Source organism: Streptomyces sp. AK010, assembly GCF_014207295.1.
GTDB classification, from domain to species: domain Bacteria; phylum Actinomycetota; class Actinomycetes; order Streptomycetales; family Streptomycetaceae; genus Streptomyces; species Streptomyces massasporeus.
Genome location: NZ_JACHCX010000005.1, coordinates 219,692 through 240,869, shown reverse-complemented (window position 1 = coordinate 240,869; position 21,178 = coordinate 219,692). Strand labels below are relative to the sequence as shown.

Genomic DNA, 21,178 nt, shown 5'->3' with positions numbered 1-21,178 from the left:
CTGCCGAGCAGTCCTCCGTCGTCCCCTTGCTCTGGAGGCCCCGTGTCCCTCGCCGACCGTGCCGCGACCACCGGCACCCCAGCGTTCGTCCCCGATCCCAGGCTCACCAACGAAGACCTCGCGCCCGCCAAGAAGCGCAACTGGAAGGTCTTCGACCTCTTCGCCATGTGGATGTCCGACGTCCACAACCTCGGCAACTACACGTTCGCCGCCGGACTGCTCTTCCTCGGCATGAACGTCTGGCAGATCTTCACGTCCCTGCTCGTCGGGTTCGTGATCATCTACATCGGCATGAACTGGATGGGGAAGATCGGCCAGCGCCACGGCGTGCCCTTCCCGGTGGTCAGCCGCATCGCCTTCGGCATCTGGGGCGCCAACATCCCGGCGCTGATCAGGGCCGTGATCGCCATCATGTGGTACGGCATCCAGACCTACCTCGCCTCCGTCGCCGTCAACGTGATGCTGCTGGCGGCCTGGCCCGGACTGGAGTCGTGGACGCACAACTCGTTCCTGGGCCTGGACGCGCTCGGCTGGGCCTCCTTCATCGCCCTGTGGCTGGTCCAGGCGGCGATCATCAGCCGGGGCATGGAATCGGTCCGCAAGTTCCAGGACTTCTGCGGCCCGGCGATCTGGCTCGTGATGATCGCGCTGGCCGTGTGGATCCTCTCCAAGGCCGGCTGGACGATCTCCCTCACCTCCACCCCGCACCCGGTCCCGGTCGGCGAGCAGTGGCGTCAGTGGTTCGGCGCGATCGGCCTGGTCCTCGCCACGTACGGCACCCTGATGCTCAACTTCTGCGACTTCTCCCGCTTCGCCCCCGACTACACGTCGGTCAGGCGCGGCAATTTCTGGGGTTTGCCCGTCAACTCCACGGCCTTCGTGATCGTCTCGGTCATCGTCACCGCGGGCGCCTTCGAGGTCTTCGGCAAGGAGATCACCGACCCCGCCTACCTGGTCGCCGAGATCGGCAACACCTGGGTGCTGGTGGTGGGCGCGCTGACCTTCGCCATCGCCACCATGGGCGTCAACATCGTCGCCAACTTCGTCTCGCCGGCGTACGACCTGGCCAACGTCTGGCCGCAGAAGATCACCTTCAAGGTCGGCGGCATGATCAGCACCGTCGCGGCGCTCCTCGTCACCCCCTGGAACCTCTTCTCCAGCCCGACCGTCGTCAACTACTTCCTCGGCGGTCTCGGCGCCTTCCTCGGCCCGCTGTTCGGCGTGATCATGGTCGACTACTACTGGGTCAAGCGCGGCCGGGTGAACGTGGACGAACTGTTCGACGCCTCTCCCGACGCCCGCTACCACTACCGCAAGGGCTTCAACCCCAAGGCGCTGTGGGCGTTCCTGCCGGCGGCCTGTGTCGCGGCGGTGCTCGCGCTGGTGACGACCTTCGGCGACGTCGCCCCGTACTCCTGGTTCATCGGCACGGCGCTCGCCGCCGGCCTCTACGCCGCCCTGTGCCGTCCCGAGCGTGCCACCGCGGAGGTCTGAGAGACGTGCGGATCGTCGTCACCAACTGCAACACCACGCAGGAGATGACCGAGGAGATCGTGCGAGGTGCCCGGGCCGTCGCAGGCCCGGGCACCACCGTCGAAGGACTGACTCCGGGCTGGGGGCCGGCGTCCGCGGAGGGCTGGCTCGACAGCTACCTGTCCGCCGCGGCCGTCCTGGACACGCTGCGGACCTACGACGGACCGCCGTACGACGCCGTGGTCATGGCCGGATTCGGGGAGCACGGGAGGGAGGGCGTACGGGAACTGGTCGACGTGCCGGTCGTCGACATCACCGAGGCCGCGGCGCATCTGGCCTGCCTCCTGGGCCGCCGCTACGGCGTGGTGACCACGCTGGAGCGCTCGCGCGGCCAGATCGAGGACAGCCTGGAGACGGCGGGCGTGGCCCGGAACTGCGCCGCGATCGTCGGCACGGGCCTGAACGTCCTCGACCTCGGCGACGAGGAACGGACCGAGACGGCGTTCCTGGCCGCCGCCGAACGCGCCTGCGCCGCCGGTGCGGAGGTCCTGGTCCTGGGCTGCGCCGGCATGACCGGCCTGCAACGGGTCGTCGGGGAGAAGCTGGGCCTGCCGGTCGTCGACGGGGTCGCCGCGGCCGTCAGACTGGCGGAGTCGCTGGTGGCGCTGGGGCTGACCACGAGCCGGGTGGGGACCTACGCCGAGCCGCTGCCCAAACGGCGGGTGTGGGGCCGGCCCGAACGGGGGTGACTCAGGCCGGGCCGTCGAGGGTGACGTCGTCCTGATGGGCTCCGTAGAACCTCGTCTGCCGGGCCATCACCTCCCGCATCGACGTGCCGCGCGGGATGCCGTACACCGTCCCCGGGAAGTCCAGCGCCTCCTGGATCTGCCAGAGTTCGTCGTGCTCCCCGGGAGCGAAGAGCCGGGCCCGGGGCGCGCCCGCCGCGATCCAGCCGATGGGCAGGACGGTGCCTGGCGGCAGCACCGAGTTGACGTGCAGCACGCTGTGGATCCGCAGCTCCGAGCCGGCGCCCGCGACGGCCCCCGGGAAGACACAGGCACCGGTGGCCACGAAGACCTCGTCCTCCAGGTCGCCCCGTTGACATGGGCGTGCGGGCCGACGAGCACCGCGTCCCCGATCACGGCGGGGTGCGCGGACCGCCCCCGCACCAGCGAGTTCTCCATGACGACGACCTCCGACCCGACCCGCGCCTCCCCGTCCTCCGCCATGAGCACGGCGCCGTGCAGCACCCGGCTGCGCTCACCGAGGACGACGGCCCCGCACAGGACGGCCGTAGGGGCGACGTACGCGGACTCGGGGACGACGGGACGCCGTCCGCGGTGCTCGATCAGCAGGGACTCTCCTCAGGCGGACGACCCCTCGGCGGAGGCCCCCTCGGGCACGACGGCTGTCGCCGTAATCTCCACCAGTTGTCCTGTGTACCCGAGACACGCCACGCCGATCAGCGTCGACGAGTGCGGACCCGCGCTGAGACCGGACGCCTCCACCACACTCCAGACGGCGGACAGCACGGCGGGTTCGCCGCTCACGACGTACACCTCGGTCGCCACGACGTGGGCCAGACCGCTTCCCACGGCCCTCAGTTGTTCCTCCAGGTTGGTGATCACCTGCTCGGCCTGCCGCACCGGATCCCCGGGGCCGACCAGTTCACCACCGGCGTCCAGTGGCACGGACCCGGCGAGGAAGGCCAGCCTGGTGCCCGCCTCGACGACGGAGGCGTGCGCGTAGGTGGGCGGCGGGAAGAGGCTCGGGACGGTGACGCGGCGAATCACGTGGGTCTCCGATCTGCGGGCGGCGACAGGGCAACCCACCGATCATGCGAGGCCCGGCGCACGGACGCACCCGTATTTCGTTTCACGGCGGTCGAGCCGTCCCTTTACGCTGCCCGAGCCCTCACCGTCCGTCCGCCCGGGAGCCGCGCCGTGCCCGCCTTCCTCGACACCGTCGCAGACCGTCTCGCCCTGCTCCCCGCCGTCGAGGCCGTCACCCTCGGCGGCTCCCGGGCCCAGGGCACCGAACGGCCGGACAGCGACTGGGACCTGGCCGTCTACTACCGAGGCGCCTTCGACCCGGCCGATCTCCGCGCGGTCGGCTGGGAGGGCGAGGTCTGCGAGATCGGCGCGTGGGGCGGCGGCGTCTTCAACGGAGGGGCCTGGCTGACGATCGAGGGCCGCCGCGTGGACGTCCACTACCGCGATCTGGACGTCGTCGCGCACGAACTGGCGGAAGCGGAGGCGGGCCGCTTCCGTGTCGAGCCCCTCATGTTCCACCTGGCGGGCATCCCGACCTACCTGCTCCTCGCCGAACTCGCGATCAACAAGGTGTTGCGGGGCGAACTGCCGCGCCCGGACGCCTATCCACCGGCCCTGCGCGAGAGCGCCCCGGCGCACTGGCACGGCATGGCCGCGGCCACCCTCGCCTACGCCAGGGCCGGCCACGCCCCGAAGAACGCCGTCACCCAGGTCGCCGGTGCGATCGCCCTCGCCGCGACCCAGACCGCGCACGCGGTGCTGGCGGCGCGCGGGGAGTGGGTCACCAACGAGAAGGGGCTGGTGGCGCGGGCGGGTCTGGCGGAAGTGGACGCGGTCGTACGCGAGCTGACGGACGGTCCGGCCGCGCTCGCCCGGGCCGTCACCGACGTGGAGACGCTCCTCGCGCGGGCCGTGGCGGCCGTCACCGCCGGGTGAACTGGACGCGGGTCGGCTGGACGGTGTCCGGACGGATCGTGACGCCGTCGACGGTGAGCTGTTCGCCGTAGATGTCGGTGAGCCTGAGGGAACCGCCGCAGCCGGTGCCGTCGGGGGAGAGGAAGTAGTTGTACTCGGTACGCGTCAGCCGGCTCCAGCCGCTGCCCGTCCTGACCTCCAGCCGGGCCAGCGGGTTGCGGTGGCCGAGGGCCTGGATGGCGCACCAGTGGCGGCTGGAGCCGGTCTTGTAGCGGACCGAGACCGTGTCGGACGTGCTGGGGCTCAGCAGGCTCCAGGTGATCGGTATCCGCCCCGCGGGGAGGCCCGCGAGCTTGGCGAAGGCCTCCTTGCTGAGGTCGAGTTGCCCCGGGGCGCAGGGCAGCGGGCACTCGTTGGTGATCCGGACGGTGACAGAGGCGCCGCTCGCCGCGCGGACCAGGATGTACGCCCCGCACGCCTGGGACGTCTCGTAGTCGGTGTGGTTCATGGCCGCGACCATGAGATCGGGGCTCGGGCCGTACAGGCAGGCGCCGTCACCGTCCTTGGCGTCGTAGTGGGTGGCGACGCCGTCGTAGGTGGTCCCGGGCTTGATCCGGCCCGCCAGGGGCGCCGCGCCGGACGCCGGACGCGGTGCGGACGACCGGGGGGCGGCGGGCGAGGGCCGCGCCGGCGGGGTGGTCGCGGAGACCGCGGTGGCCGGGGTGCGCCTCGGAGTCGGGGACGCCGTGGAGGGCTTCGGTGCCGGCTTCGGCCTGCGTGTCGTCGGCGAGGCGCTCGGGCCGGCGCCGGCCGCCGTCCCGGCCGCCGTCCGTACTGTGTCCGGTTCGCCGCCGGGGCGCAGGGCGATCACGAGGGAGACGAGCAGTCCCACCGCTGTCACGGCGACGGCCCAGACGAGGGCCGTGCGCCGCTTGCGGAGGGGACGACGGTGGGATGCGGATGCCACGGATGAGTCCTTCGGGTCCTTGCGTGGTTCAGGAGAACGCGCGCTCACACCCACCAGTGGTCGCCGGGCCGGGAAAGGTTGCCGCGGCCCGGCTCTCGATCGCCCCGGTTCCTGATTGCGTACATAAAGAACGCCGGTTCCGACCCGTCCGACACGTTCCGGAAACCTGTCCTCCAGGAACCCCGCCTACCGTGGGCAGCCACGCCCCGCCCCGCCCCGGCCACCGTCGCCCGAAGGCGCACCCCTGCCCTCGTCGAGACGACAGGAGCCCCGTGTCCCGCCGCATCGCCCCCCACCTTCCGCCCTGGCTCGCGCACGCCCTGCACGCCCAGCGGGGGCCGGTGCCCTGGAGCGCGGTGACGCGGGGGGCCCTGTCCGCCGGGCCCCTGCTGCTCGTGGCCGTACAGACCGGACTCACCTCCCTCGGCGTCGTCGCCGCCATCGCCGCCATGCTCGCGGGGATCAACGACCGGCCCGGGAGCCGGCGCGTCTCCGTCAAGCGGATCGGCGTGCCCGCCCTGGGCGGTGCGGTCGGCCTCGTGGTCGGGACGTACACCGGGCAGGGCACCGGGGCGGTCGCGCTGACCCTGGTGCTCACGGCCGTCGGGCTCGTCGCCGGGGGGATGAGCGCCATCGGGCCCGTCGCGTCCGCCGTCGGGACGCAGTTGCTGGTCGGCGCGGCGATCGGCGCCGGGATGCCCCTGCCGGAACCGGGGTGGGAGCGGGCGCTCGCCTTTCTCGCCGGGGCGGGGTGGCTGCTCGTGCTGCGGCTCGCCCTGCCCACGCCCGGGTCCCTCGCCGGTGACTTCCGGTTCGACGGGGAGCGGGATGCCGTGGCCGGCGTGTACCAGGCCGTCGCCGAGCTGCTCGACGCCGCAGGCGGGCCGGACGCCATCCGCCGCCGGGCCGCGCTGACCGCCGCCCTCGACCACGCCCAGGACGCCCTCGCCGGGCCCCGGCTGCGCAGGTACGCCTCCTCCTCCGCCGAGCGGCGGCTGCACGCGCAGTACGCCGCGGCCCTGCCCCTCGCCGAGGCGGCCACCGCCCTCGCCTGGGCCGAGGAGGCCGTCCCCGAGCGGGCCTCCGAAGGGCCCCGGCGGCTCGCCGCGGCCGTACGGGGCAACACCCACACCGGGCCGCTGCCCGCGCCGTCCCGTTCGGCGCCGGCCCTGCGCGCCCTCGACGACGCCCTCCTGCACGCCGCCGAGGTGTTCGACCAGGGCCGGGGCGGGGATCTGCACACCCGGCCGCGCGGCGCCCGGGACCGGCTGCGTGCCGCCTTCGGCACCGCCGGACGCGAGTACGGGCTCCGCGTCGCCCTCTGCTTCGGCGCCGCCTCCGCGGTCGCCCAGGCCCTGCACCAGAGCCAGTGGTACGGGCAGCACGAGCACTGGTACTGGCTGCCCGCCACCGCCGTGTTCCTCGTCAAGCCCGACCTCGGGCCGCTCGTCTCGCGCGTGCTGAACCGGGCCGCCGGGACCGTCCTCGGGGCGCTGCTCTTCGCCGGGCTCGCCGCCGTCCTGCCCCACCCGGAAGGCCTCGTCGCGCTCGTCGCCCTCAGCGGGGCGCTCATACCCGTCGCCACCCGGCACTTCGCCGCCCAGACGGCCGTCGTCACCGTCCTCGTCCTCGCACTCGTCATGGTCGGCGGCGAACCCCAGGCCTCCGCGGGACGGATCGGCGAGACGCTGCTGGCCTGCGCGATCGTGCTGATCACCGGACACCTGCCGATGCCCGGACAGCGCGGCGGGACCGTGCGCGCCCGGCTCGCGGCGGCGGGCGACGCCGCGTACGCCTACCTCACGCACGTGCTCGACGAGGCCGACGCCCCGCGCATCGGGAACTCCGGCACCCCCTCCGACCACCGCGCCACCCGCTGGACCCTGCGCCGCGAGGCCTACCGCACCCTGGCCGAGGCCCGTTCGGCCATCTCCCTCGCCGCGCACGAACTGCCCGCCCTCGCCCGGCACACCGAGGGCGCGGACGAAGTGGCCGACCTCCTCGAACGCCTCGTCGACACCACGACCGCCTGCGCCGTGCACCTCGACGACACCGGCCGGATCGGGCCCCGCCACAAGGAACGCCTCACGGCCGTCCTCGCCGAACTCGCCGGACGCGGAGAACGCGTGGGGCTACGGCCGCCCCGGACACCCCTCGCCGGCTAGCGCGCCCGGTGCGGCCGCCGGTCTGCCGCCCGCACGGTCGCGACAGATCCGGCGAGGCCGCCGGGCCTCAGCCGTCGACCCGCACCCACACCGGGGCGTGGTCCGAGCCGGGTTCGCCCCGGCGCTCCGAGGGGTCCGGGCCGACCGACGGCAGGCCGGGCGGGCCCTCGCCGGGCAGGCCGGTGCCCGCCTGCGTCGCCCGGTGCACCAGGCGGTGGCTCAGCAGCACGTGGTCGATCAGCTCGCGCCGCCCGGAGTTCACCCGGGACCAGCGCTGCCCGGGCGGGATGAGCGGGGCCACGTCCCACAGTCGCGTCGCATCGCCCCGGTCGGGCCGGTCGTAACCCGGGGTGCCGATCTCCGAGCCGGGCGGGCCGAGCAGGATCTGCGTGGTCGCCGCCTGCACCTCGTCGTTCAGGTCGCCCAGGACGGCGACGTCCCGCGCCCTCCCGTCACTGGCCAGCAGTTCGTCCGCGAGCGCGCGCAGCCCTGTCGCCTCGGCCGCCCGGCGGTACAGGGCGTATGCGGCGTAGCGGGCCCGTTCGCCTTCGTCGCGCGGCTGGAACCGGCCGTTCGGAAACGACAGCAGCTTCGACTTCAGATGACAGACCGCCACCCGCAGCGGCCCGTCCCCGCCCTCGACCTCCACGGCCAGGACGCCCCGCCCCGCCTGTCCCGCCGTCAGCCCCGAGTCGTCCGCCTGGACGGGACGCAGCTCCGCCGGGAACGCCCGCGTGTCGGCCACCACCGTCATGGCCGTACGGCTCAGGAACCCGACCCGTATGCCCCGGCTGTCCGCGTGCTCCGACAGGGCGACGTGCCAGTCGTCGTCGAGCATCCCGGCCAGGTCCTTCAGGGCCTCCGGGTCGCCCACCTCCTGCACGCCGAGCAGGGTCGGATCGAGTTCGGTGATCGCGGCGGCGAGCGCGGCGAGCTTCGCCTCGTACCCGGCCTCGTCGTGCGGGCCGTACGGGCCTCCGGGCCGGTAGAGATTCTCCAGATTCCAGGTGCCGAGGAGCATGCCGGGCTCCTTTCAGAAGCCGACAGTCGGGGTGGTGAGGCCAGGGTGCGCGCCCGGCCCGCCCCGCGACAGAGCGGTGACGGGAAGTGCGGTTCGGCTCATGCCGCCCTACGACGCCGTCGTACGTTGGCGTGATGACGCCCTCTGCCGCGGACAGGCCCGTCGACCTCATCATCAGCGCATGTACCGTCCTCGTGCACGACGATCAAGAGCGGATCGGGTTCGCGGAGGACGCCGCGATCGTCGTACGGGGCGGGATCGTCGAGGCCGTCACGACCACCGCGGAGGCCGCTGACCTGACCGCCGCCGAGCGGATCGACGCCTGCGGCCAGGTCGCCCTGCCCGGCCTGATCAACTGTCACACGGCACGCGCCGATGGTCGCGCTGCGCGGCCTCGCCGAGGACCTTCCCACCGACGAGTGGTTCAACGACGTTATGTGGTCGAGGGCGGGGACGGCAAGGTCACCTCGCTCGACCTGTTCGAGGGCCGGCGCCGGCTCGTCGTCCACCACTTCATGTTCGCGCCCGAGTGGGACGCGGGCTGCCGCAGCTGCTCCGGATTCCTGGACCAAGTGGGGCATCTCGCCCATCTTCACGCCCGTGACGCGTCGTTCGCCGCCGTGTCCCGCGCGCCCTATCCGAAGATCCTGCCGTTCAAGGCGCGGATGGGCTTGACGTTTCCCTGGTACTCGTCGTACGGCGGTGACTTCAACCGTGACGTCGAGATGACCCCGGAGCGGGAGGGTGAGCTCGTCGAGCGGCCCGGCCTCAGCTGCTTCCTGCGGGACCGCGACCGGGTCTTCCACACGTACACGACGTACGAGCGCGGCCTCGACGGCCTGGGCTCGACGACCAGCCTGCCGGACCTCACCGCACTCGGCCGGCAGGAGGAGTGGGAGGAGCCCAAGAGGGTGCGCGTCGGCGTATGGGGCGCCTGCGGAAAGTGAGCGCATCCGGTATCACGACGAGTACGACGACTGATACGCAAAGTGAACATATCCACCAAGAGGCTGAGAGGTTGGTCACACTTGGCGGTGAACGCGTGTCAACTACGTCTCAGAACCGTCACTTCGCGAGCCGTTCACCCCATCGTTGGCGTTTAACTCTACGAGTACAGCGCAACATGGAGGTGCAGGGTGAACGGGCGAACGGTGCTCGAGCGCTTTCCCGCCGGTGGGCCGCGTGGCTCCTGGCCTGCGGAGGAGTTCGCGCAGGCGCGGCGAAGCGAAGGCCTGCCCGCCGAGGTCGTCATGGACCTCGCCACGGACATGTTCCTGGTGATCGTTCGCAGCGGGGCGGGCGTCCGCCCGGGCAGGGCGCGGACCGGGGCGCCGGACGCGCGCGGGCGCACGACCTGACCGGGGAGGGGCGGGGCGGCGCGAAGGTGTGGGGTGGTGCGGGAGCGGAGGGCCGCGCCGCGCTGGATACGGCGTTCGGGGCGGGGTGACGAGGGCCCGGGTGTGCCAAGGCGGGTGGCGCGAGGGCCGTGTGCCGGTGGCACGAGGGGCGGGTGCCGCCTACGCGCTGACCGGGCGTGACCAGGACGGGGCCGTTCCCGTCACTCGGCACAGCGCCAGATAGAGGGGGATCGGCGGGGTGTACGGAAGCGTGCCGTCCGGGCGGTGGATCAGTTCGGGGATCTCCGGCAGGTCCGGGACGACCGCGCCGGTGACGTACCGCGCCGGGGAGGGCCATTCCAGGGCGTGATCCGAGTCGGCCGGCACCAGCCACCACCAGTGCGCCTCGTCGGCGTAGACGCAGCCCACCCGGGGCAGCCGCGGCATGACCAGCGGGCCGACGCGGACGGGGACGGCGATCGCGTCGCAGCCGAGCGGGGCGGTCATGCCGTCGGGCACGGGCAGTCGCAGGGCGGGGCCCGGCGTGTGCAGTCCGCGCCGGACGCGCACCAGCGTGTCCAGGTTCAGCACGCGGCCTCCCCGCACCGGGCTCATACGTGCCTCCGCTCTCGGTGGTGTCCCTGCGGGGGAACTTCCGGGGCGCCGCGCAGATGGCGCGCCTGATGGGTTTCGTCCCGGTCGTCCGAGTCGCCGGACGGACCCCGCTTGGGGCGGGCGCCCCAGCCCAGGTCGCTCCGGGGCCCGGCCGGACACTCCGCGGCGCCGGGGGCGTCGGAGGCGTCCGGGGTGTCCGCCGTGCGGGGCAGCTCGGCCCAGACCAGCAGCCCGGGGCCGTTCTCATGGGCACCCCAGGAATGACAGAGGGCGTCGACGAGGAGCAGTCCCCTCCCGTGCTCCTCCTCGGGCCGTGTCCGGCCGGCGGCGTGGGGCTGGCCGGGGGCGCAGCCCTCGTCGCGCACGGCTATCCGCACCAGGTCGTCGCCGTCGAGCAGCTCGCACACTATGTGGGTGCTCGCCGTGTGCACGATGGCGTTGGTGACCAGCTCGGAGACCACCAGGGCCGCGCTGTCGCACGTGTCCTCGCACACCGACCAGCCCGTCAGCCGGGCCCGCGTCAGGCGTCTGGCCTGGGCGGGAGAACCCGGATGCGCGGCCAGCTCGAAACGGAACCGGCGCTCGGCAGCGGCCCCGAGGGGGGTCTCTCCCGCAGCGGCGCCAAGCCCGGGAAGGCTTGCGGCGGCGTCTGTTCCTAAGGGCGCGGACGGAATCACGCTTGCCACTATCGCCCCGGCGCGAACACTTGGCAAGTGTCACTCTGAAAATTGCAGAGTGCTGTGTGACGGTCTGGAAGGCCGTGGCACACTGCTCGCAACAGCACCCCGCGCGGCGCCAGTTGAGATCATCGAAGATTCGTTCGAAAAGCTTGTTCGGATCAGTTCTTCGAAAGGTCCTCGAATGGCGCCGCCGGGCTGTCAGCGTTCTTTCCGGCCGGCTCGTCAGAACTCTTCGTGGAGGTGGAGCGTGAGTGAACCGCGGTCCGCGCCGACGGTCGGTCAGGTCGTGCTCGGCCGACGCCTGTTGGACCTGAGGGAACGCGCGGGGATGAGGCGCGAGGAGGCCGCGCGCATCCTGCGCGTCGCCCCCGCCACGGTCCGGCGTATGGAGATGGCCGAGGTCGCGCTCAAAATCCCCTATCTGCAACTGCTCCTCAAGGCCTACGGAATCCCCGACGAGGAAGCCGAAGCCTTCGTCCAGTTGGCCGAGGACGCCAACAGGCCCGGCTGGTGGCAGCGTTTCCACGACATCCTGCCCGGCTGGTTCTCGATGTACGTGAGCCTCGAGGGCGCGGCCAGTGTCATCCGGAGTTACGAGCCCCATTTCGTCCCCGGGCTGCTGCAGACCGAGGACTACGCGCGCGGAGTGCTCCGGTCGGGCGCCATCGGCCAGACCCGGCCCGAGGACATCGAGCGCCATGTCGCCCTGCGCATGCAGCGCCAGGACCTGCTCACCCGTGAGGACGCCCCCCGGCTCTGGGTCGTGATGGACGAGACCGCGCTGCGGCGCCCGGCCGGCGGCCCGGCGGTGATGCGGGCGCAGATCGACAAACTGCTCGACGCGACGAAGCTGCCCAACGTGACGTTGCAGATCGCCCCGTTCGCAGGCGGGCCGCACCCGGGCACGTACGGGCCGTTCGTGCTGTTCCGATTCGCCATGTCCGAACTGCCGGACATGGTCTACAGCGAGTACCTGACCGGCGCGGTCTATCTCGACGCGCGCACCGAGGTGGCTACCCACCTCGAGGTCATGGACCGCATGGCGGCGCAGGCCGCTACGGCACATCGCACGAAGGAGATCCTCCGGGATCTCCGCAAGGAGCTGTGAATGGATCGCATCAAGCCGCGCAAACACGTCTACAACGGCATGCCCGCGCGCGACTTGGGCAGCGAAGGCTGGCACAAGCCGTGGAGCGGTGGAAACGGGGGCAACTGTCTGGAGGCGATGAAACTCGCCGACGGCCGGATCGCCCTCAGGCAGTCCACCGACCCGGACGGGCCGGCGCTGATCTACACCACCGACGAGATGACCGCCTTCATCGAAGGGGCCAAGGCGGGGGAGGCGGACTTCCTGCTGTCCTGACGTGATTGCCGTTTCTGTTGTTCGACTTCCTTGATTCGGTGCTGAATTGACCACCCCCTGTGCCTTACGGAGAGCCTCATGACCGGGCAGGACCCCATGTCGGCCGTCCAGATCGACACGACCAGACCCCATCCCGCGCGGATGTACGACTGGTACCTCGGCGGAAAGGACAACTACCCGGTCGACGAGGAGATGGGCCGGCAGATGCTCACCCTCGACCCCCGGGTGCCGGTGATGGCACGGGTCAACCGCGCGTTCATGCACCGGGCCACGCGCTGGCTGGCCGGCAGCGGCGTACGGCAGTTCCTGGACGTCGGCACCGGCATACCGACCGAGCCCAACCTCCACCAGGTCGCGCAGGAGACGGCGCCCGGCGCCCGGGTCGTCTACTGCGACAACGACCCCATCGTTCTGGCGCACGCCGCGGCGCTGCTGCGCGGCACGGACGAGGGCGCGACCGAGTACCTCCAGGCCGACGTGCGCGACCCGGAGGCCATCCTGGAGGGCGCGAGGAAGGTCCTGGACTTCACCCGGCCCGTCGCGCTCTCGCTCATCGCGCTGCTGCACTTCGTCTCCGACGAGGACGGCGCCCACGACCTGGTCCGCCGGCTGCTCGCCGAACTGCCCTCCGGCAGTTACCTGGTGATGACCCACGCGACCGCCGACTTCACCCCGGAGGAGTCGAAGGCGGCCACCGAGAAGCTGCGCGCCGCGGGCGTCACCCTGGCCCTGCGCTCCCGCGGGGAGTTCACCCGCTTCTTCGACGGCCTCGACCTCGTCGAGCCCGGCGTCGAGGTGCCGCACCACTGGCACCCCGAGCTGGGCGAGCCCGTGCCCGGCCAGGACGACGGGGTGATCCCGGGCTACGGGGCGGTCGGGCGCAAGACCTAGGCCCCTCGGGGACCTCCAGGTTCCGCCTCGGGCCGGTCACGGCGGCGGCAGTGCACCGCACAGCGCCTCCAGGGCCGGCCCGTAGGCGTGCTCGGAGGGGGTCGCGTACCCGACCACGAGACCGTCGTCCGCCGGCATGTCCGTCTCCGGGTGCCGGAACGCGGCGAGGCCGTCGAGGGCGATGCCCTGCCAGGCGGCGGCCTTGACCGCGGACGCCTCGGTGCCGGGCGGCAGCCGCAGTACCGCGTGCAGCCCGGCCGCCACGCCGGTCACCTCGATGTGCGGCGCGTGCGCGGCCAGTGCCGCGACGAGCCGGTCCCGGCGGCCGCGGTACCGCTGGCGCATCCGGCGCACGTGCCGGTCGTACGATCCCGAGACGATGAAGTCCGCCAGGCTCAGCTGGTCGAGGACACTCGCCCACGCCTCGCGCTCCCCCTTGGCGGCCAGGACGGCGTCGACGTACCGCTCGGGGAGCACCATCCAGCCCAGCCGCACCGCCGGTGACAGGCTCTTGCTGACCGAGCCGATGTGGATCACGCGCTCGGGGTCGAGCCCCTGGACGGCGCCGACCGGCTTGCGGTCGTAACGGAACTCCCCGTCGTAGTCGTCCTCCAGGACCAGCCCGTCCCGCGTGCCCGCCCAGTCGATCAGGGCGGCCCGGCGCCCGGGGTGCAGCGGTCCGCCGGTGGGGAACTGGTGCGCCGGCGTGAGCAGCACCGCCCGCTCGCGCCCCAACCGTTCGACCCGCGCCCCGTGTTCGTCGAGCGGGAGCGGCACGGTCCGCACCCCGGCGGCGGCCAGGACCTCCCGGTGGAACCCGAGTCCGTACGCCTCCACCGCCAGGGGCCCGCGCAGGACGCCGCCCCCGAACAGCAGCCGCAGCGCGTGCGCGAAACCGGAGCAGATCACGATCCGGTCCGGTGCGGTCCGCACGCCACGCGCGCGTGCCAGGTACTCGGTGAGCGCCTCCCGCAGTTCCCGCCGCCCGGCGGGGTCGCCCGGCCCGAACACCTCGTTGGGCGCCTGCTGGAGGGCCCGCCGGTAGGAGGCCAGCCAGGCGGTGCGCGGGAACGCCGAGACGTCCGGCGTGCCCTGCGACAGGTCGTGCCGGGGGCCACGCGCGCGTGGGGGCGCCTTCTTGGGCAGGCGGGCGGCGGGCCGCAGCGGCTCGGCCCGCTCCGCGACCCTGGTCCCCGAGCCCTGCCGGGCCGTGAGCCAGCCCTCGGCGACCAGCTCCGCGTACGCGTCCGCCACCGTGTTGCGGGCGACGCCGAGGTCCGCCGCGAGCGAGCGGTACGGCGGCAGCCGCGTGCCCGGAGCGAGCCGCCCGCTGCGCACGGCCTCGCGCAGCGCCCGGATCAGCGCCGCCCGTCTGCCGCCCGGCCCGGTCAGCTCCAGATGCAGGTCGGAACCGATCCGCTCCGCCGCATTGACCCAGGAATCGGCCATGGAAATGCACCCTACAGTGGGTCTTTCCGGCTTGTAGGTTGAAGGGCATGACGACGAACACGAACACCGACAGCACCCATGTGACGGCGACCCGGCTGGATTTCGGCAGGTCCGCCCCGAAGGCCTTCCGGGCTCTCATCGCCTTCGACGCCGCCGCCCGCGAGGGCATCGACCCGGCCCTGGTCGAACTGATCCAGATCCGCTCCTCGCACCTCAACCACTGCGCGTACTGCCTCCACATGCACACCAACGACGCCCGCAAGGCCGGCGAGAGCGAGGACCGGCTGCACATGGTCGCGGTGTGGCGCGAGGCCCGCCACTTCTTCACCGAGCGGGAGCAGGCGGCCCTCGCCCTCACCGACGCCATGACCCTCATCGCCGACGCCGGCGTTCCGGACGACGTCTACGCGCGGGCCGCCGCGCAGTTCGACGAGCGGGAACTGGCCCAGGTCCTCGCCCTGATCTGCACGATCAACACGTGGAACCGGGTGGCGCTGTCCACGGCGAAGGTGGCGGGGACGGACGAGCGGTGACGTCCGTGGGGGCGGCCTCAGGGCGCTACACCGCCATGGGCCGGTCGTGCGGCCCGATCGGGGCCGGCAGCCTCGAACTGCCCGTCAGATGACGGTCGACGGCAGCCGCCACCGCCCGCCCCTCGGCGATCGCCCACACGATGAGCGACTGCCCCCGGGCCGCGTCCCCCGCGGCGAACACCCCGGGCACGTTCGTGGCGAAACCGGCGTCCCGCGCGATCGTCCCGCGGGGCTCCATCTCCAGTCCCAGCTGGTCGACGAGCCCGTCCTCCCGGTCGGGTCCGGAGAAGCCGAGGGCGAGCAGCACGAGGTCGGCGGGGAGCGTCCGCCCGGTGCCCTCCACCGGGCTGCGCCGTGCGTCCACCTCGGTCAGGTGCAGCGACCGCACCTGCCCCTGCTCGTCACCGTCGAAGCGCAGCGTGGACGCCGCGAACAGCCGCGCGTCCGCGTCGGCGACCGGGGCGGTCCGCAGGTCACGGGCCTCTTCATGGGCGGCGGACAGCCGGTAGACCCGCATCGGGTACGTCGGCCAGGGCTCGGTGTCCTCGTCGCGCACCGCGTCCGGCAGCGCGTAGATGTCCAGCTGGGTCACGGACGCGGCGCCCTCCCGGACGGCCGTGCCCAGGCAGTCCGCCCCGGTGTCGCCGCCGCCGACGATGACGACGTGCTTCCCTGCGGCCGACAGCGGAGAGCTCTCCAGATCACCTTCACGCACCCGGTTGGACAGCGGGAGGTACTCCATCGCCTGGTGAATGCCCGTCAACTCCCGTCCCGGAATCGGAAGTTCACGCCACGCCGTCGCCCCGGTGGCGAGCACCACGGCGTCGTAGCGGGTGCGCAGCTCGTCGGCCCCGATGTCCCGCCCGACCGCCGTCGACGTCCGGAACTTCGTCCCCTCGGCCCGCATCTGCTCCAGCCGCCGCTCCAGATGGCGCTTCTCCATCTTGAACTCGGGGATGCCGTACCGCATCAGCCCCCCGGGCCGGTCGTCCCGTTCGTACACGGCGACCGTGTGCCCGGCCCGCGTCAGCTGCTGGGCCGCGGCCAGTCCGGCGGGACCCGAACCGACAACCGCCACCGTCCTGCCGGAGAGCCGCTCCGGAGGCCTCGGAGGTGCGAAGCCCTCCTCCCAGGCCCGGTCGGCGATCGCGCACTCGACGTTCTTGATGGTGACGGCCGGCTGGTTGATCGCCAGCACACACCCCGCCTCGCACGGCGCCGGACACAACCGGCCGGTGAACTCCGGGAAGTTGTTCGTGGCGTGCAGCCGGTCGGCGGCCGCCCGCCAGTCCTCCCTGGACACCAGGTCGTTCCACTCGGGGATCAGGTTGCCCAGCGGGCAGGCGTCGTGGCAGAAGGGGATGCCGCAGTCCATGCAACGGTCGGCCTGCTTGCTGATGATCGGCAGCAGCGCCCCGGGGACATAGACCTCGTCCCAGTCCCGCGCCCGTTCCTCCACCGGCCGGCGCGGCCAGTCCTGGCGGGGCGTGGTCATGAAACCCTTGGGATCGGCCATGGCCGTCTTCCTTGCGTGCGCGTGTGACAGGCCGTGCGTCGTCGGGCGGCGCTCTTGTCGGTCGTGGTGCGGCTCTCGTGCGGGGCCGCGTCCTCTTACTCGTGGTGCGGCGGTCTTTTCGCCACGATACGTCCGCCTCCGGGCCGGTGCCTGTCGCCGCGTGGCGCGGCCGTCGGGTGAGCGCCGGCACGTGCGACAGGGCGGCCGTCGGGTGAGCGCCGGTACGTGGGACAGGGCGGCCGTCGGGTGAGCGCCGGTACGTGGGACAGGGCGGCCGTCGGGTGAGCGCCGGCACGTGGGACAGGGCGGCCGTCGGGTGAGCGCCGGCACGTGCGACAGGGCGGCCGTCACGTCAGTGCCGGCACGTGCGACGGCCGTCAGGTCAGCGCCAGCACGTACGACAGCGCCGCCCCGGTCGAGGCCGCCGTGCGGACGTGGTTCCACAGCGTCCACTCGCGCACATACGCCGGCCAGTACGCCGCCGCCTCCGGGGTGCCCGGCTCCAGCTCGGCCAGCGCGTCGTTGCGCGGCACGTTCGCGACCATGGTCAGCCCGAACGACCCGAACAGATACAGCGCGCTGCCCACCAGCAGCGCCACGGTCCCCTCGTCCGGCCACAGCACGAACGTCACCACGGCGATCACCGCGCACAGCACTGCCGACCCCAGGAACACGATCATGAACGGCAGCGTGACCGCGGCCACGTTGATCGCTTTCATCGCGGCCACCCCCTGTGCCGGCGGCAGCATGCCGAGGCCCCGCATCACGAAGGTCGAGAACCCGCAGAACACCCCGGCCACCAGTCCGGTCCCGAGCACACCCAGCACCGTCAGCACGAAGTACGGTCCGTCGATCATGTCCCTCTCCCGCCCGTCGAGCCGGGATCCTGCCCGGCACCCTTCCTCACCACAAGTGAATTCCCGTACGGGCACAGTGACCATGGCCGAGGGGCGCGGAGCCATAAGCAGGCGTCCACGGTCCACCGAACGGCTCTCTCCGGGAGGCGTCCTGCCCCGGAAACGACCGGCGGCACCCCGGTGCACCTGGCAGTACCTGGCGGGACCTTCGATGCCCATGCGGCACCCGGCGGCTCAAGGCCCCGGGCCCCCGCTTCACCCCGCCGACCCGAGACCCGCCTCGGTCCAGCCCCGCAGCACCGTCGACACCGCCGCCGCAATCCGCCGCCGCGCCTCGTGTCTGGGCACGCCGCTCATCAGCAGCCGGTCGTACGGCGTGTCCAGATGCCGTACGGACGCCACGACCGCCGCGGTCACCGCGCCCTCGGACAGCGCACGCCCCGCCGCGCTGCGGCCCACCCGCCCGCTGCCCCGCTCCGAGGCGTGCAGGGCGACGGCCCGCGCCCGGTCGGCCGGGCACCCGGGAAACAACCGGAGTATCTCCGTCGCGAACGCCTGAGCGAACAGGGCGTCCTGAGCCGCCCGCCGCCGCGCGTCCCGCACCCGGCGCCGCCGTCTCGCCTCGGCGTCCGCCAGACACCGCAGCTCGGCCCGCGCGAGCGCCTCCTCCTCGACCAGCACGCCCTGCCGCTCGTACCGGCTCTTGCGCCGGTTGAACCGCACGACCACCGCCGACAGCGTGCTCTCCTCCCTGGCCCTGCGGGTCAGCGCGGTGTCGCCGCTCGGCAGGAACACCAGGTGCCCGAGGTCGGCGCAGCCGAGGCAGCGCGGGGCGCCGTCCTCGAGGATCAGCAGCGGCAGCGGCCCTCGCCGGCACTCGGCGCAGTACCGCCGCTTGAGGGGCTGGAAGACGAGAAGTCCGGTGAGGGGCGGGAGCGTCACACGGGGGGCCATACAGGGTTCATTCCCCCTGACAGCGGCGCGAACTGCGCACTTCACGACGGACCTGGCGACCCTTTCGCCGCTCCGGGAAGGCGTCCGCGGGTGGACCCCTCCACCGCCCCGGCCTGACGCATCATGGGCCGTGTGCGACTCGAAGCGATCACCTGGGAACGGCTCGGCGACCTGCTCGCCGAACGCCTGCTCGATCTGAAGCCGGCCGACGGCAGTCCCTGGCCGCGCATCGCCTTCGACGGCGCCCCGGCAGCCCGCCCGGGAGACCTCGCCCACCGGATCTCCGAAGCGCTGCGCGTACGCGGCCGCTCCTCGCTCGTCGTCGGCACGGACGGCTTCTGGCGCCCCGCCTCCGTACGGCTGGAGTACGGCCACCAGGACGTCGAGTCCTACTACAGCGGCTGGTACGACACCGGCGCCCTGTGGCGCGAGGTGTTCGGCCCCCTCGAAGCCGGCGGCACCGGTCGCGTCCTGCCCGACCTGTGGGACCCGGCCGCCGACCGTGCCACCCGTAGCCCCTACGTCGAACTCCCGCCCGGTGGCGTGCTGTTGCTGCACGGGCCCTTCCTCCTGAAGCACTGGTTCCCCTTCGATCTGAGCGTCCACGTCCTCCTCTCCCGGGGCGCCCTGCGCCGCCGCACCCCCGAGGCCGAGCACTGGACCCTCCCGGCCTTCGAGCGCTACGCGCAGGAGTCGGACCCGGTGGCGACGGCGGACGTCCTGGTGCGGGCCGACGATCCGCGCCATCCGGCGTGGGGCGGCTGAAGCGGGCCCGAGTCCGCTGCCCGGCCGGCGGGCGCCCGGCTTCCGTGTGCGGGCATCCGGCGGCACGGCGAGAATGAAGGGCGCCGGGACTCGCGGTGCGTCCCGCTCCGCGCCGGCCGTCCGGCACCGGGAGGTACTCCATGACCACCGCCGGAGACATCATGCACCGCGGCGCCCAGTGGATCCCCGCCCACGAAACCCTCGACCGCGCCGCCCAGCTCATGCGCGAGCTGAACGTCGGCGCCCTGCCCATCAGCGATGAGAACGAGCGGCTCTGCGGCATCCTCACCGACCGTGACATCGTCGTCGGCTGCGTCGCCATGGGCCACGACCCCGCCAGGATCACCGCGGGCGAGATGGCCAAGGGCACGCCCCGCTGGATCGACGCCGACGCCGATGTCGGCGAGGTGCTCCACGAGATGCGGGAGTACCAGATCCGCCGGCTGCCCGTGATCAAGGACAAGCGTCTCGTCGGCATGATCAGCGAAGCCGACCTGGCCCGGCATCTCGCGAAGGACCAGATCGCCTCCTGGGCGGAGAGCGTCTACGCCACGACCGCGATGCACTGACGCCGCGGGTCACTTCGCCGGCGCCCCACAGCAGGGCTCTGTGCGGGGCGCCGCCCGTGTCAGAGCCAGCCGCTGCGCCGGAATCCCCGGTACAGCGCGAGACACGCCACGGATATCACGCCGATGACCATGCCGTAGCCGTACCGCCAGTGCAGCTCCGGCATGTGGTCGAAGTTCATGCCGTAGACCCCGCAGACCATCGTCGGCACGGCGACGATCGCGGCCCACGCCGTGATCTTCCGCATGTCCTCGTTCTGCGCGACCGTGACCTGGGCGAGGTGTGCCTGGAGGATGGAGTTGAGCAGTTCGTCGAAGGCGGCGATCTGCTCCTTCGCCCGCAGAAGATGGTCCGAGACGTCGCGGAAGTACGCCTGTATCTCCGGGTCGACGGCCCGGATCGGCCGGGTGGCGAGATCCTCGAGCGGCCGGCTGAGCGGCACCACCGCCCGCTTCAGCTCGAGCAGTTCACGCTTGAGCTGGTAGATGCGCCCCGGGTCGGCCCGCGCGCCGGTCTCCGAGAACACGTCGGTCTCGACCTGGTCGATGTCCGCCTGTACCGCGTCCGTGACCGTGAGGTAGTCGTCGACCACGTGGTCCGCGAGCGCGTGCAGCACCGCCGACGGGCCCTTGGCGAGCTGACCGGGATCGGACTCCAGCTCCTCGCGAAGCGGGCCCAGCGAGCCGTGCCGGCCGTGCCGCACCGTGATCACGAAGTCCGCACCGACGAACACCATGATCTCGCCGGTGTTCACCACCTCGCTGGTGGCCGTCAGCTCCTCGTGCTCGACGTAGCAGACCGTCTTGAAGACCGCGAAGAGCGTCTCGCCGTAGCGCTCCAGCTTGGGACGCTGATGGGCCTCGATCGCGTCCTCGACGGCCAGCGGGTGCAGGTCGAAGAGCTCGGCGATGCCGGCGAACTCCTGGTCGGTGGGCTCGTGCAGACCGAGCCAGACGAAGCCCTCCCGGCTCTTGCGCACCCGCTCCACGGTGTCCACCAGATCGCCGTGCTCGGGGGCGCGGACGCCGTCCCGGTACGTTACGCAGTTCACCACCGAGGAGCCCAGCGGGGAGCGGGCCGGGTGACTCAGGTCGACGCGCGGGCGCCGCCGGGCCAGCCGAGCCACCTTGCGAAGACCGCCGACCCCGCCGAGGCTCGTGACCTTCCGCAGATTCCCTGCCATGGACATCCGGATCTCCTTGCGTGGAACCATCGCGCCGTTCCTGTGCTGTGGCGCGCCAGTCTGCCAGGCCTGCGTGAGCTGCGGGTAAGCCTGTGGGTACGGCCCATTCCGCTTGGTTCCCGGCTGTGGACGAACCAGGGTGCCGACGCCGTGCC

At 72.5% G+C, this 21,178-nt stretch carries 22 protein-coding genes and 2 pseudogenes; 13 read left to right on the top strand and 11 right to left on the bottom strand.

Translation table 11 applies throughout. From position 1 onward, the window contains the following. The first annotated feature begins 42 nt into the window (after nt 1–42). Nucleotides 43–1,494 carry an NCS1 family nucleobase:cation symporter-1 gene (locus HDC93_RS12235; protein ID WP_185010026.1) on the top strand — a complete coding sequence of 484 codons (1,452 nt, stop codon included), beginning with the start codon at nt 43–45 and terminating at the stop codon, nt 1,492–1,494. A gap of 5 nt (nt 1,495–1,499) precedes the next feature. Next, the gene (locus tag HDC93_RS12230) at nt 1,500–2,222 is read left to right on the top strand and encodes an aspartate/glutamate racemase family protein (protein ID WP_185010025.1); all 723 of its coding nucleotides are present in this window, start codon (nt 1,500–1,502) and stop codon (nt 2,220–2,222) included. A 1-nt stretch (nt 2,223) separates the two neighbouring features. On the opposite strand, the gene HDC93_RS38300 is transcribed toward HDC93_RS12230, so the two are convergent. Both HDC93_RS38300 and HDC93_RS12220 read right to left on the bottom strand, forming a co-directional pair. Then, nucleotides 2,224–2,544, bottom strand: coding sequence for a hypothetical protein (locus tag HDC93_RS38300; protein ID WP_260419531.1), 321 nt, complete (start codon nt 2,542–2,544; stop codon nt 2,224–2,226). Between the two features lie 293 nt (nt 2,545–2,837). Beyond that, complete coding sequence (locus tag HDC93_RS12220; RefSeq protein ID WP_185010024.1) at nt 2,838–3,266, bottom strand: RidA family protein; 429 nt, start codon at nt 3,264–3,266, stop codon at nt 2,838–2,840. A gap of 150 nt (nt 3,267–3,416) precedes the next feature. On the opposite strand from HDC93_RS12220, the gene HDC93_RS12215 reads away from it, so the two are divergent. Then, nucleotides 3,417–4,181 carry a nucleotidyltransferase domain-containing protein gene (locus tag HDC93_RS12215; protein WP_185010023.1) on the top strand — a complete coding sequence of 255 codons (765 nt, stop codon included), beginning with the start codon at nt 3,417–3,419 and terminating at the stop codon, nt 4,179–4,181. On the opposite strand, the gene HDC93_RS12210 is transcribed toward HDC93_RS12215, so the two are convergent. Then, a complete protein-coding gene (locus tag HDC93_RS12210; protein WP_185010022.1) occupies nt 4,168–5,127 on the bottom strand; it encodes an expansin EXLX1 family cellulose-binding protein in 960 nt (319 codons plus the stop codon). The genes HDC93_RS12215 and HDC93_RS12210 overlap by 14 nt on opposite strands. A gap of 272 nt (nt 5,128–5,399) precedes the next feature. Between HDC93_RS12210 and HDC93_RS12205 the strand changes: the two genes are divergently transcribed. Beyond that, nucleotides 5,400–7,292: an FUSC family protein gene (locus HDC93_RS12205; RefSeq protein ID WP_185010021.1), complete on the top strand. Its 1,893-nt coding sequence runs from the start codon at nt 5,400–5,402 to the stop codon at nt 7,290–7,292. 67 nt (nt 7,293–7,359) lie between these two features. Here HDC93_RS12205 and HDC93_RS12200 read toward each other — a convergent pair whose 3' ends face one another. Further along, nucleotides 7,360–8,313: an endonuclease/exonuclease/phosphatase family protein gene (locus tag HDC93_RS12200; RefSeq protein WP_185010020.1), complete on the bottom strand. Its 954-nt coding sequence runs from the start codon at nt 8,311–8,313 to the stop codon at nt 7,360–7,362. Nucleotides 8,314–8,447: 134 nt separating this feature from the next. Here HDC93_RS12200 and HDC93_RS39615 point away from each other — a divergent pair. The 3 genes and pseudogenes from HDC93_RS39615 to HDC93_RS12190 all read left to right on the top strand — a co-directional run. After that, nucleotides 8,448–8,754 (top strand): annotated as a pseudogene (locus tag HDC93_RS39615) (amidohydrolase); the annotation flags it as partial. Beyond that, nucleotides 8,736–9,294 (top strand): annotated as a pseudogene (locus HDC93_RS12195) (DUF899 family protein); the annotation flags it as partial. The pseudogenes HDC93_RS39615 and HDC93_RS12195, both read left to right, overlap by 19 nt. Before the next feature lie 155 nt (nt 9,295–9,449). Beyond that, nucleotides 9,450–9,671, top strand: a complete 222-nt coding sequence (locus tag HDC93_RS12190; protein ID WP_185010019.1) for a hypothetical protein — start codon at nt 9,450–9,452, stop codon at nt 9,669–9,671. A 159-nt stretch (nt 9,672–9,830) separates the two neighbouring features. Here the strand turns inward: HDC93_RS12190 and HDC93_RS12185 are convergent, their stop codons facing one another. Together HDC93_RS12185 and HDC93_RS12180 are read right to left on the bottom strand one after the other, a co-directional pair. Beyond that, complete coding sequence (locus tag HDC93_RS12185; RefSeq protein ID WP_185010018.1) at nt 9,831–10,265, bottom strand: hypothetical protein; 435 nt, start codon at nt 10,263–10,265, stop codon at nt 9,831–9,833. Then, entirely contained in the window at nt 10,262–10,951 is a 690-nt protein-coding gene (locus HDC93_RS12180; protein WP_185010017.1) for an ATP-binding protein, read from the bottom strand. Before HDC93_RS12180 ends, HDC93_RS12185 begins: the two co-directional genes overlap by 4 nt. 241 nt (nt 10,952–11,192) lie before the next feature. Here HDC93_RS12180 and HDC93_RS12175 point away from each other — a divergent pair, with 241 nt between their 5' ends. From HDC93_RS12175 to HDC93_RS12165, 3 genes are all read left to right on the top strand, one after another. Further along, nucleotides 11,193–12,053 (top strand): helix-turn-helix transcriptional regulator, encoded by an 861-nt coding sequence (locus tag HDC93_RS12175; RefSeq protein WP_185010016.1) that lies wholly within the window; start codon nt 11,193–11,195, stop codon nt 12,051–12,053. Next, nucleotides 12,054–12,308 carry a DUF397 domain-containing protein gene (locus HDC93_RS12170; protein WP_030852880.1) on the top strand — a complete coding sequence of 85 codons (255 nt, stop codon included), beginning with the start codon at nt 12,054–12,056 and terminating at the stop codon, nt 12,306–12,308. It begins immediately after the preceding gene. Between the two features lie 78 nt (nt 12,309–12,386). Further along, nucleotides 12,387–13,199 carry an SAM-dependent methyltransferase gene (locus HDC93_RS12165; protein ID WP_185010015.1) on the top strand — a complete coding sequence of 271 codons (813 nt, stop codon included), beginning with the start codon at nt 12,387–12,389 and terminating at the stop codon, nt 13,197–13,199. 36 nt (nt 13,200–13,235) lie between these two features. On the opposite strand, the gene HDC93_RS12160 is transcribed toward HDC93_RS12165, so the two are convergent. Beyond that, entirely contained in the window at nt 13,236–14,648 is a 1,413-nt protein-coding gene (locus tag HDC93_RS12160) for a PLP-dependent aminotransferase family protein (protein ID WP_185010014.1), read from the bottom strand. Between the two features lie 47 nt (nt 14,649–14,695). Between HDC93_RS12160 and HDC93_RS12155 the strand changes: the two genes are divergently transcribed. Continuing rightward, on the top strand, nt 14,696–15,181 hold the full coding sequence (locus tag HDC93_RS12155) for a carboxymuconolactone decarboxylase family protein (RefSeq protein ID WP_185010013.1): 486 nt from the start codon (nt 14,696–14,698) through the stop codon (nt 15,179–15,181). 25 nt (nt 15,182–15,206) lie between these two features. Here HDC93_RS12155 and HDC93_RS12150 read toward each other — a convergent pair whose 3' ends face one another. The 3 genes from HDC93_RS12150 to HDC93_RS12140 form a co-directional block, all read right to left on the bottom strand. Then, on the bottom strand, nt 15,207–16,697 hold the full coding sequence (locus HDC93_RS12150; RefSeq protein ID WP_185010012.1) for a glutamate synthase subunit beta: 1,491 nt from the start codon (nt 16,695–16,697) through the stop codon (nt 15,207–15,209). Nucleotides 16,698–17,074: 377 nt separating this feature from the next. Beyond that, nucleotides 17,075–17,554, bottom strand: coding sequence for a DUF1772 domain-containing protein (locus HDC93_RS12145; RefSeq protein WP_185010011.1), 480 nt, complete (start codon nt 17,552–17,554; stop codon nt 17,075–17,077). A gap of 255 nt (nt 17,555–17,809) precedes the next feature. Beyond that, the gene (locus HDC93_RS12140) at nt 17,810–18,508 is read right to left on the bottom strand and encodes a DUF2293 domain-containing protein (RefSeq protein ID WP_185010010.1); all 699 of its coding nucleotides are present in this window, start codon (nt 18,506–18,508) and stop codon (nt 17,810–17,812) included. A gap of 123 nt (nt 18,509–18,631) precedes the next feature. Between HDC93_RS12140 and HDC93_RS12135 the strand changes: the two genes are divergently transcribed. Then, a complete protein-coding gene (locus tag HDC93_RS12135) occupies nt 18,632–19,273 on the top strand; it encodes a uridine kinase (RefSeq protein ID WP_185010009.1) in 642 nt (213 codons plus the stop codon). A 140-nt stretch (nt 19,274–19,413) separates the two neighbouring features. Further along, nucleotides 19,414–19,842, top strand: a complete 429-nt coding sequence (locus HDC93_RS12130) for a CBS domain-containing protein (RefSeq protein WP_185010008.1) — start codon at nt 19,414–19,416, stop codon at nt 19,840–19,842. A gap of 59 nt (nt 19,843–19,901) precedes the next feature. Here HDC93_RS12130 and HDC93_RS12125 read toward each other — a convergent pair whose 3' ends face one another. Continuing rightward, a complete protein-coding gene (locus tag HDC93_RS12125; RefSeq protein WP_185010007.1) occupies nt 19,902–21,029 on the bottom strand; it encodes a magnesium and cobalt transport protein CorA in 1,128 nt (375 codons plus the stop codon). Between the last annotated feature and the right edge of the window lie 149 nt (nt 21,030–21,178).